Consider the following 15,372-nt stretch of genomic DNA (forward strand, 5'->3'; position numbering starts at 1 on the left):
CTGAAGACATCGCTTTCACAAAAGGGAGGATTTTGTGATGATTAAAGCGATTTTGTTTGATATCAGCGGCGTTCTGCATGTTGATAACGTCCCCGTAAACGGCGCAGTAGAGCTGATACAAGCACTGCAAAAAAAACGTTTTCCAATGCGTTTTGTTACCAACACGTCGCGCTCGACCAGCACGGCCATCTTACTGAGTCTGCAAAAGATGGGCTTTGACGTACAGGCGGATGATATTTTTACTGCACCTGTTGCCGTTAAACATGTCTGTATGCAGCGTGATCTAAGACCTTTTTTTCTGATCCATCCTGATTTGATACCCGAATTTAACGAGCTCAATCAACGCAGTCCAAATGCTGTGGTTGTGGCTGATGCCGCAGAACGATTTGATTACAAACATCTTAATCGTGCATTTTCATTACTAATGGATGGTGCCCCTTTGTTAGGGATAGGACGCAATCGCTACTTTAAATCATCAGGTAGACTGCAGTTAGATGCAGGCCCTTTTATCCAAGCATTAGAATATGCAGCCAATGTTGAAGCAGAAATTTTAGGTAAACCGGCGGAGGGGTTTTTCCATGCTGCTGTGTCGTCTATGGGCTTACAGCCTGAACAGGTGTTAATGATAGGCGATGATGTTGAAGTTGATGTGTTGGGCGCGGTTGATGCGGGGCTTCATGCCTGTTTAGTACGGACGGGAAAATTTTTGCCACAGGATGAAGAAAAATTAAAAACTGCGAAAGTAGCGGAAACGGTGGTTGAGGCCGTAGCAACTTACATAGAAACAACTGAAGATGGCGCTTAAGACTAACGTTAGCTTAATGACATCCGTCTTTAAAAAGTCTCTGTGTGGTAACGGTAGCAGAGAAGGGTCGCTGACCAGTAATCTTTATCTAAACCGGCTTTGCGTTTAAGTTCATGCACAAAGCGTTCAGGACTTGGAATCGCATCCCAGACAGCAGGTAAAAAAGTGGCTCGGTACTGACCATCTTCAATGATCAAACCATCTCGTCCGGGGTGAAGCTGCTCTAGCAAACTATATTCAGAGTTACATGGAATGATTTGAGGTTCGCTGAGTACCGAAATATGAATTTCTAAATCAGCAACAGACGGTTCTGCAATCGTCTCAAAACGATGGTCACGAAATGCGGCAGCATAGGCATTTTTCGCGACATCTTCAGCCAATGGGTAAACAGCCGTTAACGACCCAATACAACCACGTAATGCTCCCGCGATAAAAAGAGTGACAAAACTAGCCTGTTTTTCAAGCACACTGGTTGGCAAACAGCCTGTGTCCAGAGGCATGGGGGTATCATTGGCTAGACCGTAGTGAATGGCATCTCGCGCAATTTTTTTGAGTAAGAAGCGATCAGAATCGGGCAGCATTTTATTGAAACAAATAGGCACCATAGCCGACCACACTGTCGCGTTTGCCAGCGGTGTCACCCGAATTTCGTAAATCGAGGATATGACCGTGCAGATTATGCTGACGCGCATACAGAATCAGGCCATTGATACCGACACTACCACAAGCATGGTAGCCATCAATAAGTCGATTATCCAGATTGATAATGGCTTGTGAGGTTTCGGCATCAGCCTCACGAGCACTATCGTAGTCTAGGTAATGACTGAGATCGGAACTGATCACGATAAGCGTTTCGGGCCCACCCCAAAGCTTATCTAAAACCTTGGCGATTACCTTTGGACTAGCATGCCCGGCCACAATAGGCACAATTTTAAAATCATCAAGTAGAAACTGGAGAAACGGCAATTGGACTTCAAGGCTGTGCTCACGTGCATGTGCTTGCTCGAGAGCAATAACACCATCAATGGCGATAATCTGACTTTCTGCCTGACGGTCTACAGCGATAAGTCCTAGCGGTGTTTCAAACCAATCGGCAGTTGATATTGCCAGCCCGTCGAAGGGAACACGATGCGATGGACCAATTAACACAACGCGTTTGATAATGTTTTTAAGCGGCTTTAAGTGTTGATAAGCACTGGCCGCTACTGCGCCAGAATACATATAGCCAGCATGGGGAACAATCAATGCTTTTGGGGAGAGTAAAGGGTCGGCATGACAGGCTGCCATATCCGCCGCAACTTGTTTATTGAGCTTAACGGCATCAGCTGGATAAAATAAGCCTGCTACTGCATTAGGGCGAACGATTTCCATGTTAATCCTCCGCTTATCAGCGTAATATTGTCAGTATCGACTTTGCTGAATTAGATTGCAATATCTGCTTCGCATAGGTGGCAAAATGACGCATATATCCCCCCCGTTCGATCATCTCGTTGCAACCCGCTATTGGCATGGCTTAGAAGATGGGCGCGTGCAGTGTGATCTCTGTCCACGGTTTTGTAAATTGCACGAAGGTCAGCGTGGTCTATGTTTTGTGCGAGCGAATGTTAATAGCGAGATTGTATTAACGACCTGGGGACGTTCCAGTGGTTTTGTTATCGACCCGATTGAAAAAAAACCGTTGAACCATTTTCTGCCTGGTACACCTGTTCTCTCTTTTGGGACGGCTGGTTGTAATCTGGCATGTAAGTTCTGCCAAAACTGGGACATAAGCAAGTCACGTGAGATGGATACACTTTTGGCCGACGCCAAGCCAGAGTTAATTGCTGACAAAGCCCAACAACTTGGCTGTAGAAGTGTTGTCTTTACCTATAATGATCCCGTTATTTTTCATGAATATGCTATTGATGTGGCACAAGCCTGCCATGAAAAAGACATCAATACTGTGGCGGTCACGGCTGGGTATGTGAGCCCTGAACCAAGAGCTGAGTTCTATCAGTATATGGATGCAGCAAATGTAGATTTAAAAGCGTTCACTGAGCGGTTTTATCACAAGATTACAGGGTCACATCTTCAGCCAGTATTAGAAACATTGAAATACCTTAAACACGAGACGCAGGTTTGGTTTGAACTGACCACATTACTCATACCTGGTGAAAATGATAGTGATGCAGAAATTCAAGCAATGTCTCAATGGGTAGTAGATAATTTGGGACCGGATGTACCGATGCACTTTTCTGTATTTCACCCTGACTGGAAAATGCAGAATACACCGATGACGCCAGAGGCAACCGTAATAAAAGCACGACAAATTGCACTGGATAACGGAATACATCACGTTTATGTCGGTAATATGCATAACAAATATGCTGACAGCACATGGTGTCAGCATTGTGGCGGGTTAGTCATCGGCAGAGATTGGTATCAAATAGCAGAATGGCAATTGGATCCTCACGGCTGTTGTTTGAGCTGTGGTGGTATTTGCGTCGGTGTATTTGACTCATCACCGGGCGAGTGGGGACGAAAACGCCAGCTAGTTAACATGACAGAGGTATGATTTGGAGAGTAGTGATATGCAGCTTATAGCCGTTATAGCGATTTTGTTTCTTATTTCAGCATGGATGCTGATTCGATTTTCGAGAAAAAAAACGACGGCATCCATGAAAATACAAAAGCGGACCGTGTTACTTGATAGCTCACAACGTGAGTTCAAGAAACGGTTAGTAGATGCGGTGAAAGGTGACTTTGAAGTTCTCCCACGTGTACATTTGGCTGATCTGGTCAGTTTGAAATTCAAAGCTGATGATAAGGCGAGTAGGCTTTTGCAACAAAAAATAGCAGCAAGCAGTGTGGATTTTGTTCTGCTGGATGCCTTAAATGGTCGCATTGCTTGTGTCGTGCAATTCGACAAAGAACAAGACACAGAACAGGCCAACCTCTTAACAACAACCTGTCAACAAGCTAACTTAGCCTTACTGCACTTTTCAAAAGAAACTGCCCTGGACTCGGCTCAGCTCAAAAAGAAAGTGCTGTCAGCATTGGAACCCACCATTCAATTTGACGATGACAGTGAGACTGATGCGGTCAAAGTGTACTTGGAACCTGTTGCAAATAAAGCCGAACACGAACGCAAAATTGTTCTAGAGAACTCATAAAAACAAGGCGGAGTTATCCGCCTTTCTTCTTATTAGGTTTGTCCCTATCCCTGAGCTTTTTCGATACACGAGTGAAAAGGCTTTCTATCATTTTTTTAATTTGATAGCGGAGTCTGTCACCAAACCTTATAAAAATTCAACTTGTAATTGCCTGAAAATAGGGCTATTTTTGAAAAAAATCCGGATTCTATGTTTTACCAACCAAAGAGGGTAATACCATGGCAGCGAAGTTTGAAATATATCAAGATAAAGCAGCTGAGTTTCGGTTTAGATTAAAAGCAGGGAATGGGGAGAACATTCTGGCCAGTGAAGGCTACTCCTCAAAAGCAGCGTGTCAAAATGGCATAGAGTCCGTTAAGAAAAATGCCGCTGATGATGACCGGTATGAAAAGAAAGAAACAGCTTCAGGCGGTTTCAGGTTTAATATCAAAGCCGCCAATCACCAAGTTATCGGCACCAGTCAAACATATAAAAGTGCCTCCGGTCGCGATAATGGTATTGAATCAGTGAAGAAAAATGCACCAGAGGCAAGAGTGGAAGAAGTCGATAGTTAGACGAGAATATTAAGTCAGCTCGACCCTATACCTGAGTCTCGATTTATATGCTTTAAATGGTGTGACCGATACCGATTGAACTCACGACCGTCGCGTTTTTTGCTAGGCGAGGCAAGCGAGATACTCGGCTCTGGGTGAGAAAAAAAGGCAATAGTATTACTCCCCTTCAGAATATGGTGAGTTACTGGCGTGTATACGTTACTGCACTTAGTTTGAAGCTTAATTCAACTTTTCCAGCCACTCAGAAAATGCGCTCAGAGCGGGTAAAGCCATATTGCGTTCCGGATATATCAGATAGTAACTACGCTGACTGGGAATGGCATCACCAATGACTATCAATTCGCCACGCTGCAGTTCGTCCTCAATGAGATTGATAGGAACCAGACCCACACCAAGACCGGCCCGTACAGCCTGAATCAAGTGTGCTGTTACATCAAAGCTTGGTGCTGATTTTTTGCTGTTTATATTTTGTTGGTGGCTCTCGAACCATTGGTTCCAGGCTGCCATATTATTATTAACAGAGAGCAGGCTCTGCTGAGTCAGCCAGGCTGGGTTTGGTGCTCCAGTTTCAGTGATGGATGGCGATGCTATCGCAACCAGTTGTTCTTCCAGAAGTGGTTGTGCACAAATGTTTCTCCAGTCTCCTGTACCGACAGTGACGGCGGCATCAATGTCAGTCTGATCAAAGTCTATATCACCGATCCGAGACAGAATATGAATCGTATATTCTGGATGAGCCCGATAAAAATCATGCAATTTTGGTAATAGCCACTTGGAGCCAAAAGTCGGTAAGACCGCTAAGTTTAAAACGTTCGATTTCGAATGATACGTCAGAGCTTGCAGGGTCGCATTGCGTATTATCCCGAGTGCCTGTTTGATGTCACTGTAGTAACGTTTGCCGGCATCAGTGAGTTCTACATTTCTGCCTACTTTTTCAAACAGCTTCAAGTTCAGATGTGTTTCCAGAGAATGGATTTGTTTGCTGATAGCACTCTGTGTGACTGACAGCTCATCAGCTGCTTGTCTGTAACTCTGATAACGGGCAGCAGCCTCGAATGCCAGTAGCAATGAAGTTGAAGGCGTTAAATGACGTATATTCATGAGTAATATTCATGTGTCTGGTTGATAAGTCGTTTTAAATATAGCTTATTTTAGTAGATTATTATAAGTGCCTATCAATTATTGTGAGCATTATTCATCAATTATGACGATTTCTAGCCTGACAGCCATGCATGCGATTGAACCGCTGCAACAACAATTTCTGAATGCTTTATCAGCGCAAGGTTTTCAGGGAGAGATTCAAACGGACTATGCCACACGAACCGTACTGGCAACGGATAACTCCATTTATCAGCGAATTCCTCAGGCAGCAGTCTTTCCAAGGTCTGTCGTTGATATGCGGTTAATTGGAAAGCTACTGGGGCAGGATGCTTATAGAGAGGTTGTTATAGCGGCGAGAGGCGGTGGTACCGGCACCAATGGTCAATCTCTGACGAATAGCATTGTCGTCGACCTCTCACGACACATGAATGAAATTATTGAAATCAACGTCTCAGAACGCTGGGTGCGAGTTCAGGCAGGTGTTGTCAAAGATCAATTGAATGCTTTTTTGAAACCCTACGGTTTGTTTTTCTCTCCCGAGCTGTCAACGTCCAACCGCGCGACGATTGGTGGCATGATTAACACCGATGCAAGTGGTCAGGGGAGCTGTGTTTACGGCAAAACACGCGATCATGTCCTTGAACTAGACACAGTACTCGTTGGAGGCGACTGCCTGCATAGTCAGCCTGTCTCATTAAAAAACGCACAACAGTTATCACAAAAGACAGATAAGGAAGGCGATTTATATCGTTCTTTGTATGAGTTGTATCATGCTAACGAAGCAGCTATTAAAACGACTTTTCCAGAACTGAACCGATGTCTCACCGGCTACGACCTGGCCCACTTGAGTGATGCTGGGAAATTCAATCTTAATAACATTATCTGTGGTTCGGAAGGTACACTGGGCTTTGTCGTAGAAGCGAAATTAAATCTGCTGCCGATTCCGCAATACACCATGCTGGTGAACATGCGTTATGCGAGTTTTATGGGCGCCCTGGATGATGCAAAACGCCTGATCAATCATCAACCTTTATCCATTGAGACTATCGATTCAAAAGTGCTTCAGTTAGCTCAGAAGGATAGTGTCTGGGAGCGTGTCGTTGAGTTTTTCCCTGCTGGAGATACCTTAGTACAAGGCATAAACCTGATTGAATTCAGTGGTGAAAGCGCTGAGCATGTCGAAACCGAAGTCAGTCAGTTTCTGGCTGCGATCACACATGACAATGACAAGCGTATCGGATATACGCTGGCCAGAGGCGAAGCGGCGGTAAAGCGTGTTTATGAAATGCGTAAAAAAGCAGTGGGACTGTTAGGAAATACTGATGGAGAAGCGCGCCCACAACCATTCATAGAAGACATGGCAGTGCCGCCGGAAAACCTTGCTGCATTTATCTCTGAGTTAAGAGCATTACTTGACAGTCACCATCTCGACTATGGCATGTTTGGTCATGTCGATGCCGGTGTTTTGCATGTGCGCCCGATGCTGGATATGAAAGATCCGGCTCAGTCTGCCTTGATTCGTCCGATCACCGATGCTGCTGTTGAACTGGTGTCACGCTATGGTGGCTTATTGTGGGGGGAACATGGAAAAGGGTTACGTTCTGAGTATGTGCCTCAGTTTTTCGGTTCTTTGTATCCGGTTATTCAGCAAGTCAAAGCATTGTTTGATCCTGACAATCAATTAAACCCCGGTAAAATAGCCACGCCAACAGGTCTTTCAGCGACTGAATTGCTGAAAATTGATCAGGTGCCATTACGTGGAGAATTTGACCGTCAGATCCCCGTTGCCACTTGGCAAAGCTATGGCGCTGCCATGCACTGCAACGGCAATGGCGCTTGCTATAACTATGATTTGAATGACGCCATGTGCCCATCCTGGAAAGCCACCCGTCAACGTGTGCACTCGCCTAAAGGACGGGCTTCTGCGATGCGAGAATGGATACGACTTCAGCAAGGGCAGGGTCGTAACCTGCTTGCTTTAGAGCAGCAGGATACTAAAGCTGGTAACTGGCATAAAGTATTGCGCTTTGTAGGTAAAAAACGACGTTATAACGATAACTTTAACCATGAAGTATACGACGCCATGTCGGGGTGCCTAGCCTGTAAATCCTGCGTTGGACAATGTCCGGTAAAGGTCAATATTCCGGATTTACGTTCTCGTTTTTTACAGTTATATCACCAGCGCTACCATCGGCCTGTTAGGGATTATTTGATTGCATCGCTTGAGTTCAGCATGCCTTACCTGGCGAAATTGTCTGCTGTGTATAACGCTATCATGCAGCATCGCTGGTCCAGACGTTATATCGCCAAAGGTCTGGGTATGGTGGATTCACCCCTATTTGATGATTCCCATCCACAGTTTCGTTCAGTGCTAAAGCAGTTCAATGTGAAAATGGCTAATAGCAAAGTGATGGGCCAACTGTCGGATGAGCAGAGAAAACGCAGTGTCATTTTGGTTCAGGATTGCTTTACCCGTTTTTTTGACACCAGCTTACTAAACGACTGGATAGAGTTAATAACCAGCCTGGGCTTTACTATTTGGCTGGCAAAGTATCAGCCAAATGGCAAACCATTGCATGTACAAGGTTTCAGACATGCCTTTGCCAGTACAGCTCGCAAAAATGTAGCGGAGCTGAATACATTAGCTCAATTGAATATTCCCTTTGTCGGGCTGGACCCGGCGATGACACTCGTCTATCGTCAGGAGTATAAGGCTGTTTCTGATATTGCTGTGGTGCCTGAGGTTCTATTACCGCAAGAATGGTTGCTGGAAAATTTACCTGAGTCTGTCGACACACAGGCAGTGACACATTATCAATTACTACTGCATTGCACTGAAAAAACCAATGCACCCACGAGTGCAGCGATTTGGCCAACCTTATTCAAGCGTAGGGGCATGGCTTTAAGTATGCCCGAGGTCGGCTGTTGTGGTATGTCAGGCACATACGGTCATGAGCTTCGCAATCTTGAAACCTCGCGAACCATCTTTCAGCAATCATGGGAGAAGCGAATTGCGGCTGAGGATGAGCACGAGATTCTTGCCACCGGCTACTCCTGCCAAACACAAGTGAAGCGTTTGAAACAACGACGTCTAAGACACCCCATTCAGGTGCTTCTTGAATCGGTTAAAACGCAAAACAAACAGCGTTGAAAGCAAGAGAGCTTATCAGTGATCTTGGCATTTTCTTCAAGGAGCAGCTGTCACGTCATTGCTGTCCTGAAAACGAATCGGTCGTGAAGTGGGTTTTATATCTGACAAGGCTTCATCCCTGACAACGATATTGCCGCGGATAATGGTATGAATAGGCCAGCCTGTAACAACAACACCATCGTAGGGTGTCCAGCCGGCCTGGCTTGCAATCCACTGATTATTTATCGTGCGTACCGCATTCAGATCAACGACAGAAAAATCGGCATCATAGCCTACAGCGATACGACCTTTATCTCGAAGGTTGAACAAGCGTGCAGGTCCTGCACTTGTTAAATCAACCAACCGTTGCAGACTTAGTCGACCCGCGTGAACATGATTCAACATTATTGGCAGTAATGTCTGTACACCAGTCATGCCACTAGGTGATTGTGGGTAGGTCTGTGACTTTTCTGCCAGTGTATGAGGAGCGTGATCACTGCCTATTACATCGACAATGCCGTTATTGATAGCTTGCCACAAGGCTTGCTGATGACGAGACTCCCTGACCGGAGGGTTCATTTGCGCCAGTGTTCCAAGGCGTTCATAACACTCTGGTGCAGACAGCGTTAGATGATGTGGTGTAACTTCCACACTAACGTGATCTTTATGCTGAGCAAGTAGCGCCATTTCTTCTTCTGTGCTGATATGCAGCAAATGCAGAGGACGCCCGGTCTGCTGAGATAGGGTGATAATCCGTTGAGTGGCAAGTAAAGCGCTCTCGACATCACGCCAGACCGGGTGCATAACAACACCCTGCCCGGATTCGGCAATGTGGAGGCGCTGTGTCAGGCGTTGTTCGTCTTCGGCATGAATGGCAACACGACGTCGTCCGGAGGATAGAATACGTTTTAACACTGTCTCATCATCGGCAAGCAAATCACCAAACGAACTTCCCATAAACACCTTGACACCAGAGCAACCCGGCAACCGCTCAAGCTGGGCTAGTTGTTCGGCATTGACTGCTGAGCCGCCCATGTAAAAAGCAAAATCACACCAGGCAGTCTGAGTAGCAATATCCAGTTTAGCTTTCAGATCATCTTCAGTGAGAGTTAGGGGGTGAGTGTTAGGCATTTCGAAAACACTTGTAATACCCCCTAATACTGCGCCGCGGGTACCAGCTTCAATGGTTTCTTTATGAGTCAAACCAGGCTCACGAAAGTGAACCTGAGTATCCATTACCCCCGGAAGTATGTGTAAGCCGGATGCAGAGATTACGGAATCGGCTGACCAACTATTGGCTAACCGACCCAGAGCGATAATGCGGCCATTATGACAGGCAATATCGATTACCTCCGCCCCTGATGGTGTTATCACTGTGCCACCCGTGATTAACAGGTCGGCATGTTGTGCTGGTGTGGTGGAGTCACGCATTATTTAGATCGACAGTAGCTGAAGATAACAAGTGGTTCAAAGTACTTTGCATCAGGTTGTAATAGCTGGCTTCATCTGGTTTTTGTGCAGCCTCAGAGAGAGTGTTGATGGTTTCCTTGATGGATAATGAGCCCATTGTGTCGCCATTTTGTTGACGAATGGAGAGCGTATTAGACGCTTGCTCCTTATCACCGGCAACGGCGATATAAGGGATACGTTGCAATGTATGCTGGCGTATTTTGTAGCCTATTTTTTCTGAACGGGTATCAGTGCTAACGCGTAAGCCGTGATAGCGAAGTACGGTTGCGAGTTGTTCAACATAGGTGGCATTTGCATCACTGATAGCACAAATAACCAATTGAATAGGCATCAGCCAAACGGGTAATTTGCCCTCGTAGTGTTCCAGCAAAATGCCAATAAAACGTTCCAGTGAACCGAACAGGGCACGGTGAAGCATAACCGGACGCTGTTTCAGACCATTGTTATCCACATAGTCCAGATCAAAGCGTTCAGGCAGGTTCATATCCACTTGTAAGGTGCCACACTGCCAATCACGTTTGATGGCATCTTGCAAAACAAACTCGAGTTTGGGGCCGTAAAACGCACCCTCGCCGGGGTTAGTCTGGTAATCAAGCTTTAACTCATTAAGGGACTCAATTAAGGTTTCTTCAAGCAGATCCCAGGTTTCATCAGTACCAATACGGTGTTCGGGACGGGTTGAGAGTTTGATTTTGATATCGTGGAAACCCAACTGGTCATAGACATCCAAAATGAAACGAATCGCACTCATGCACTCATCTTGCATCTGAGATTGTGTGCAATAGATATGCGCGTCATCTTGGGTAAAATGCCGGACTCGTAATAACCCATGCAAAGTACCGGAGGGTTCGTAACGATGGACTTTGCCAAACTCGCTCATTCGTATCGGTAAATCACGGTAACTGGTGAGATTTTGGCGATAAAGAAGAACACTGCCGGGACAGTTCATTGGCTTTAGGGCAAAAAAACGACCATCAGCGGTTTCAGTGGTAAACATATGGTCCCGATAATTTTGCCAGTGACCGGAGGTTTCCCACAGACTTCTATCCATTACATCGGGGGAGTTAACCTCAATATAGCCTTCCTGCTGCTGACGGCGACGAAGGTAAGCAATCAGCTCCTGTAAAATTTGCCAACCTTTGTGGTGCCAGAAGACCGAGCCAGGTGCCTCTTCTTGAAAGTGAAATAAATCCAGTTGTTTCCCCAAACGGCGATGGTCTCGTTTTTCTGCTTCTTCCATTTGGTGTAAATAAGCTTTCAGGGCTTTTTTATCAGACCAAGCAGTGCCATAAATGCGTTGTAGCATTTCATTGTTGGCATCACCGCGCCAATAAGCGCCGGCTAATTTGGTTAAACTAAATGCTTTACAGAAAGCCATGTTGGGCACGTGGGGGCCACGACACATGTCAACATACTCTTGGTGATAGTAAAGCCCGACGTTTTTCACGTCATCATCCATCTCGTCAATAAGACGGACTTTATAAGTCTCGCCTCGAGCTTCAAATAAAGCTCTGGCATCAGCTTTTGGTGTCTTTTTAAGTACTACATCGTAAGCGGTGTTAGCCAATGTCTCCATTCGCTGTTGTATGCTCGCCAGATCGTCCGGTGTGAAACGGTGTTCGCTGTCAATATCATAGTAAAAACCATCTTCGATTACCGGTCCAATCACCATTCTGGTTGCCGGAAATAGTTGTTTGACGGCATGACCGAATAAGTGCGCGGTAGAGTGGCGGATGATTTCGATGCCCTCAGGGTCTTTGGGCGTGATGATAGTGACATCGGCATCATGATGAATCATGGTGCAGGCATCATGTAGTTCGCCGTTTATTTTGCCTGCAATGGTTGATCTAGCTAGACCTTCACCGATGGATTTGGCAATTCCCTGAATTGAGACTGGTCTGTCGAATGTACGCTGACTACCATCTGGAAGCCTGATTTTAATGGCTGTATTTGTACTAGAGTTGGCAGTAATCATCTTATTAAAACTCATTTTGAATATTTTTATAACCTTGAACTAAGTCGTTATTGGTTCTCGCGACATCTTCCGAAAATGAGCTGGCATCACTGGAAACTTCTGGGAACTGACTTAAATCAGTGTCGGGACCAATTCGCTCAGTAGACGGCACATAAAAGCGCGGTGGTAAGTGACAACCATCGACGACCGCGTTGTAACGGACAACACAGCCATCACTCAATGTGCAGTTAAACAACACGCTGTTAAACCCAACAAATACACCATCACCGATTTCACAGGGGCCATGCACGATTGCCCGGTGAGCAATCGATGTATGCCGCCCAATGGTGACTTTGGCCCCGGATTTTGAATGAATAACAACGCCATCCTGAATATTGGAATGGGCGCCGATAATAATGGGTTCAATATGGCCTTCACTGTCAATTTCATCTGCACGGATAACGGCATAGGGACCAATAAATACATTATCTTCAATGATCACGTAGCCACATATGACCGCTGTCGGGTCAATAAAAGCACCGGGATGAACTTGAGGTAAATCGCCTCTTGGGTTTTTTCTTATCATGTAACTGTTTTCTCTGAGGTGGATGTTTGGGAACGAAGTAATAAATGACTGAGTGCAGTGAGATGTGGAAATTCCAACAGCATGCCGATAATGATCGCAGCATAAATGAGTGGCTGATTGGGTAGGGCAGCCATGGTGATAGCCAGCATCAACGGTGCGTTGCGTGCGGCGATAGTCATGGTTAGTAATACGCGTTCGGCGTAGACCAGTCCCAACCCTTTACTGAGCAATTCACTGAGAAAAAAGGTGCTGACAAAAAAACAGAGGACAGATAAAAGAAGCCAGGGAACGATGTATGCGTGTGCAAGCAGTACATCAATATTACCGGCGAAAATTTGCATTATTAGTAAGGATATTATCAACGGAATACAGTGATTGATTTTGTCAGACAAAAGTACCGACCTTTCGGGAGTCAGTATGAAGTGAAGCGCTACTCTGACTAATACAGCAACTACCAGTGGTGCCATGAACCAGTGTTGCAGGTTGGTCCAGATTACATCGCTCCCGAGTTCAACCACATTGTGTGAAAACAAGTACACATAAAAAGGATAAAGAAGTAGCTGAACCAGCATGTTTATGGGAAGCAGCGCCGAGCCGAGCAAGGCATCACCATGACAAATCCGGGTAAAGCCCAGAAACCAGTCTGTGCAGGGAGACATGAAATAAATCATCAGCCCGACCATGAACAATGGATAACTATCGAGTAAGAAATAGGCGATGCTATAGCCGATTAAAGGCACAATGATAAAGTTTGCTACCAACGCAATGAGCACGAGTGAGAGCTTTCTGTGAATTTTTTTTAGACCATCAAAGCGTACACTGATAAATAGGCAGCTAATCAAAACAAACAGCGTGATATCTGTGTAGCTATTTAACCAGTTAGCCATGGTCGGTGTGGTATATCCAGCTAAGGTGCCGATGCCTATACTGGCGATCAGTAACGCAGCGGTTAACCCCAGACCATTATTAGAAGTAGCTGTAAGGGTTTTTAACATTCACAATCTCCACAACATTCGGTATTACCGAAAGGACCCCAGTTACCAGAACCTGAGTCTATTTCTAAGCTACTGTCATCCAACGACAGACACAGAGCGAGGAGGCTGGCGATATGACTAAATCGTTGTCGGAATTTATAGATAAAACAAAATAGTTGCGATTCATGGTTTACCTGCGGTCCAATTAAAAATAAACCCGGCGTGCGTGTGGACTCATCTGCCTCACTAAGCAGCGGAAGATGATCTTCTCCCCACTCCCAAAGCGCCTGTATTTGTTGAGCTCCACCCCCGCCAAGAAAACCCGTCGCTAAGATCGGTGTCGACTGGCTCTGCCAGACACGACCATCACTGGCATGAATGGAAAAAACATTGTCTTCAGGTGCGGTAACAGCCTTTACATGTACACCGAAATGGATGGTGAGAGCCTGAGTTCGCAATGCCTGTTGGACTCTATCCAGACTGTAAGGAGATAGAGTGAGACTGGGGTCGAGAGTGTGAGTGTTTTCCCAGTCTGTTTGCTCCACAAGCAGATGAACATGGTGACCCTGCTCAACCAGGTTCACACTGGCATCAACACCACTTTCATATCCACCGATAACAACATAGCTGTCGCTTTGGAAGTCCTGCCAGTCACTCACCTGGGCATAATGAAGACAATGCTCAGCACCAGGGAAAGGGCTTAAATCGGGAAATTGGAACTCACCCGTTGCCCAGATTAAATATTGCGTATAAATGGCTCCGTTTGGTGTCTGCAAACAAAAGCCATGAGGCGTGTTTTTACTGACGTCTATAACTTGGCATTGCGTCTGAATCGGTACTGAAAAATGCTGAGCGACCTTGTTAAGGTACTCGGCATACTGCTGGCCTGTGGGATGCTCTGTCTGGCAATAAACTGCTGGAGAGCTGAATTCACTTATCGCATTTAAGTCAGCTAGCCCATAGGGATTACTGTAAAAGGATGGTGTGATAAAACGGGTTTGCTTAGGCCAGCGACGAAATGATTCACCGACATCACCCGCTTCAAGTACGGTAAAGGACAAGCCAGGTAGTTTTTGTAGTGTTAACGCCATACCTAGTCCAGCTGCGCCGGCACCGACGATAACGACATCATAGTTTTCGCAAGAGGTACTCATCGACTTTCTCTTTGTTTATGCTCAAGCCGCATTGCAATCTCCTGCATTTGTTCCAACATGAGCTGCAAACCAGTAGCGCGTTGTGACGACAGGTTGTCTAGTAAGCCGGTATCAGTTAGAAAAGTAGGGGAAATGGCGGGAATGTCACTGGCTTTTTGTCCGGAATACACTTTGAATAACAAAGCCATCATACCGGCGACGATGATCGAGTCACTGGTTCCGGTAAAGACCACTGTTTGATTGTCATAACTACTTTTGAGCCAGACACTGGCCTGACAACCATGAAGGCGATACTTGTCTAGTCGCAAATGTTTTCCGTGCTTCATTAATGCTTTGCCCATATCAATTAGGTAGGCATATCGTTGCTGCCAATTTCCTAAAACTTGAAAATCCTGAACAATTTTTAGCTGTATCTGTTGAGCGGAGTCAGATGTCATATCCAAATTATTATTAAATAGTATATGATATATCATATCATTTTAAAAAAAGTAA

Annotated in this window: 14 protein-coding genes; 5 read left to right on the forward strand and 9 right to left on the reverse strand. The window is 45.6% G+C overall.

Translation table 11 applies throughout. The features are described 5' to 3' along the window. The first annotated feature begins 37 nt into the window (after positions 1 to 37). Positions 38 to 805 carry a TIGR01458 family HAD-type hydrolase gene (locus MDMS009_RS00530; protein ID WP_008290006.1) on the forward strand — a complete coding sequence of 256 codons (768 nt, stop codon included), beginning with the start codon at positions 38 to 40 and terminating at the stop codon, positions 803 to 805. A gap of 29 nt (positions 806 to 834) precedes the next feature. On the opposite strand, the gene amrA is transcribed toward MDMS009_RS00530, so the two are convergent. Both amrA and amrB read right to left on the reverse strand, forming a co-directional pair. Next, positions 835 to 1,386 (reverse strand): AmmeMemoRadiSam system protein A, encoded by a 552-nt coding sequence (gene amrA / locus MDMS009_RS00535; protein ID WP_193345544.1) that lies wholly within the window; start codon positions 1,384 to 1,386, stop codon positions 835 to 837. Position 1,387: 1 nt separating this feature from the next. After that, positions 1,388 to 2,176 (reverse strand): AmmeMemoRadiSam system protein B, encoded by a 789-nt coding sequence (amrB, locus tag MDMS009_RS00540; protein ID WP_008290011.1) that lies wholly within the window; start codon positions 2,174 to 2,176, stop codon positions 1,388 to 1,390. An 85-nt stretch (positions 2,177 to 2,261) separates the two neighbouring features. Between amrB and amrS the strand changes: the two genes are divergently transcribed. The 3 genes from amrS to MDMS009_RS00555 all read left to right on the forward strand — a co-directional run bounded on the left by amrS (position 2,262) and on the right by MDMS009_RS00555 (position 4,511). Then, positions 2,262 to 3,359 (forward strand): AmmeMemoRadiSam system radical SAM enzyme, encoded by a 1,098-nt coding sequence (gene amrS, locus MDMS009_RS00545; RefSeq protein WP_043887678.1) that lies wholly within the window; start codon positions 2,262 to 2,264, stop codon positions 3,357 to 3,359. Positions 3,360 to 3,462: 103 nt separating this feature from the next. Beyond that, a complete protein-coding gene (locus MDMS009_RS00550; protein WP_237700439.1) occupies positions 3,463 to 3,957 on the forward strand; it encodes a DUF2726 domain-containing protein in 495 nt (164 codons plus the stop codon). 218 nt (positions 3,958 to 4,175) lie between these two features. Beyond that, on the forward strand, positions 4,176 to 4,511 hold the full coding sequence (locus tag MDMS009_RS00555) for a YegP family protein (RefSeq protein ID WP_008289885.1): 336 nt from the start codon (positions 4,176 to 4,178) through the stop codon (positions 4,509 to 4,511). Positions 4,512 to 4,730: 219 nt separating this feature from the next. On the opposite strand, the gene MDMS009_RS00560 is transcribed toward MDMS009_RS00555, so the two are convergent. After that, positions 4,731 to 5,612 (reverse strand): LysR substrate-binding domain-containing protein, encoded by an 882-nt coding sequence (locus MDMS009_RS00560; protein WP_008289847.1) that lies wholly within the window; start codon positions 5,610 to 5,612, stop codon positions 4,731 to 4,733. Positions 5,613 to 5,679: 67 nt separating this feature from the next. On the opposite strand from MDMS009_RS00560, the gene ydiJ reads away from it, so the two are divergent. Then, positions 5,680 to 8,763 carry a D-2-hydroxyglutarate dehydrogenase YdiJ gene (ydiJ, locus tag MDMS009_RS00565; RefSeq protein ID WP_237700440.1) on the forward strand — a complete coding sequence of 1,028 codons (3,084 nt, stop codon included), beginning with the start codon at positions 5,680 to 5,682 and terminating at the stop codon, positions 8,761 to 8,763. A 36-nt stretch (positions 8,764 to 8,799) separates the two neighbouring features. On the opposite strand, the gene MDMS009_RS00570 is transcribed toward ydiJ, so the two are convergent. From MDMS009_RS00570 to MDMS009_RS00595, 6 genes are read right to left on the reverse strand one after another with little or no spacing between them, the layout of a single operon-like run. After that, entirely contained in the window at positions 8,800 to 10,173 is a 1,374-nt protein-coding gene (locus MDMS009_RS00570; protein WP_008289930.1) for a dihydroorotase, read from the reverse strand. Further along, positions 10,166 to 12,187, reverse strand: coding sequence for a threonine--tRNA ligase (thrS, locus tag MDMS009_RS00575; RefSeq protein ID WP_008289907.1), 2,022 nt, complete (start codon positions 12,185 to 12,187; stop codon positions 10,166 to 10,168). Before thrS ends, MDMS009_RS00570 begins: the two co-directional genes overlap by 8 nt. 4 nt (positions 12,188 to 12,191) lie before the next feature. Next, the gene (locus tag MDMS009_RS00580; RefSeq protein ID WP_008290058.1) at positions 12,192 to 12,752 is read right to left on the reverse strand and encodes a gamma carbonic anhydrase family protein; all 561 of its coding nucleotides are present in this window, start codon (positions 12,750 to 12,752) and stop codon (positions 12,192 to 12,194) included. Continuing rightward, positions 12,749 to 13,747 carry an arsenic resistance protein gene (locus tag MDMS009_RS00585; protein ID WP_008289951.1) on the reverse strand — a complete coding sequence of 333 codons (999 nt, stop codon included), beginning with the start codon at positions 13,745 to 13,747 and terminating at the stop codon, positions 12,749 to 12,751. Before MDMS009_RS00585 ends, MDMS009_RS00580 begins: the two co-directional genes overlap by 4 nt. After that, positions 13,741 to 14,880, reverse strand: a complete 1,140-nt coding sequence (locus tag MDMS009_RS00590) for an NAD(P)/FAD-dependent oxidoreductase (RefSeq protein WP_008290020.1) — start codon at positions 14,878 to 14,880, stop codon at positions 13,741 to 13,743. Before MDMS009_RS00590 ends, MDMS009_RS00585 begins: the two co-directional genes overlap by 7 nt. Further along, entirely contained in the window at positions 14,877 to 15,317 is a 441-nt protein-coding gene (locus MDMS009_RS00595) for a SufE family protein (protein WP_008290074.1), read from the reverse strand. The genes MDMS009_RS00590 and MDMS009_RS00595 overlap by 4 nt, the downstream gene beginning before the upstream one ends. Positions 15,318 to 15,372: the final 55 nt, after the last annotated feature.

Source organism: Methylophaga thiooxydans DMS010, from assembly GCF_000156355.1.
Taxonomy (GTDB): Bacteria; Pseudomonadota; Gammaproteobacteria; order Nitrosococcales; family Methylophagaceae; genus Methylophaga; species Methylophaga thiooxydans.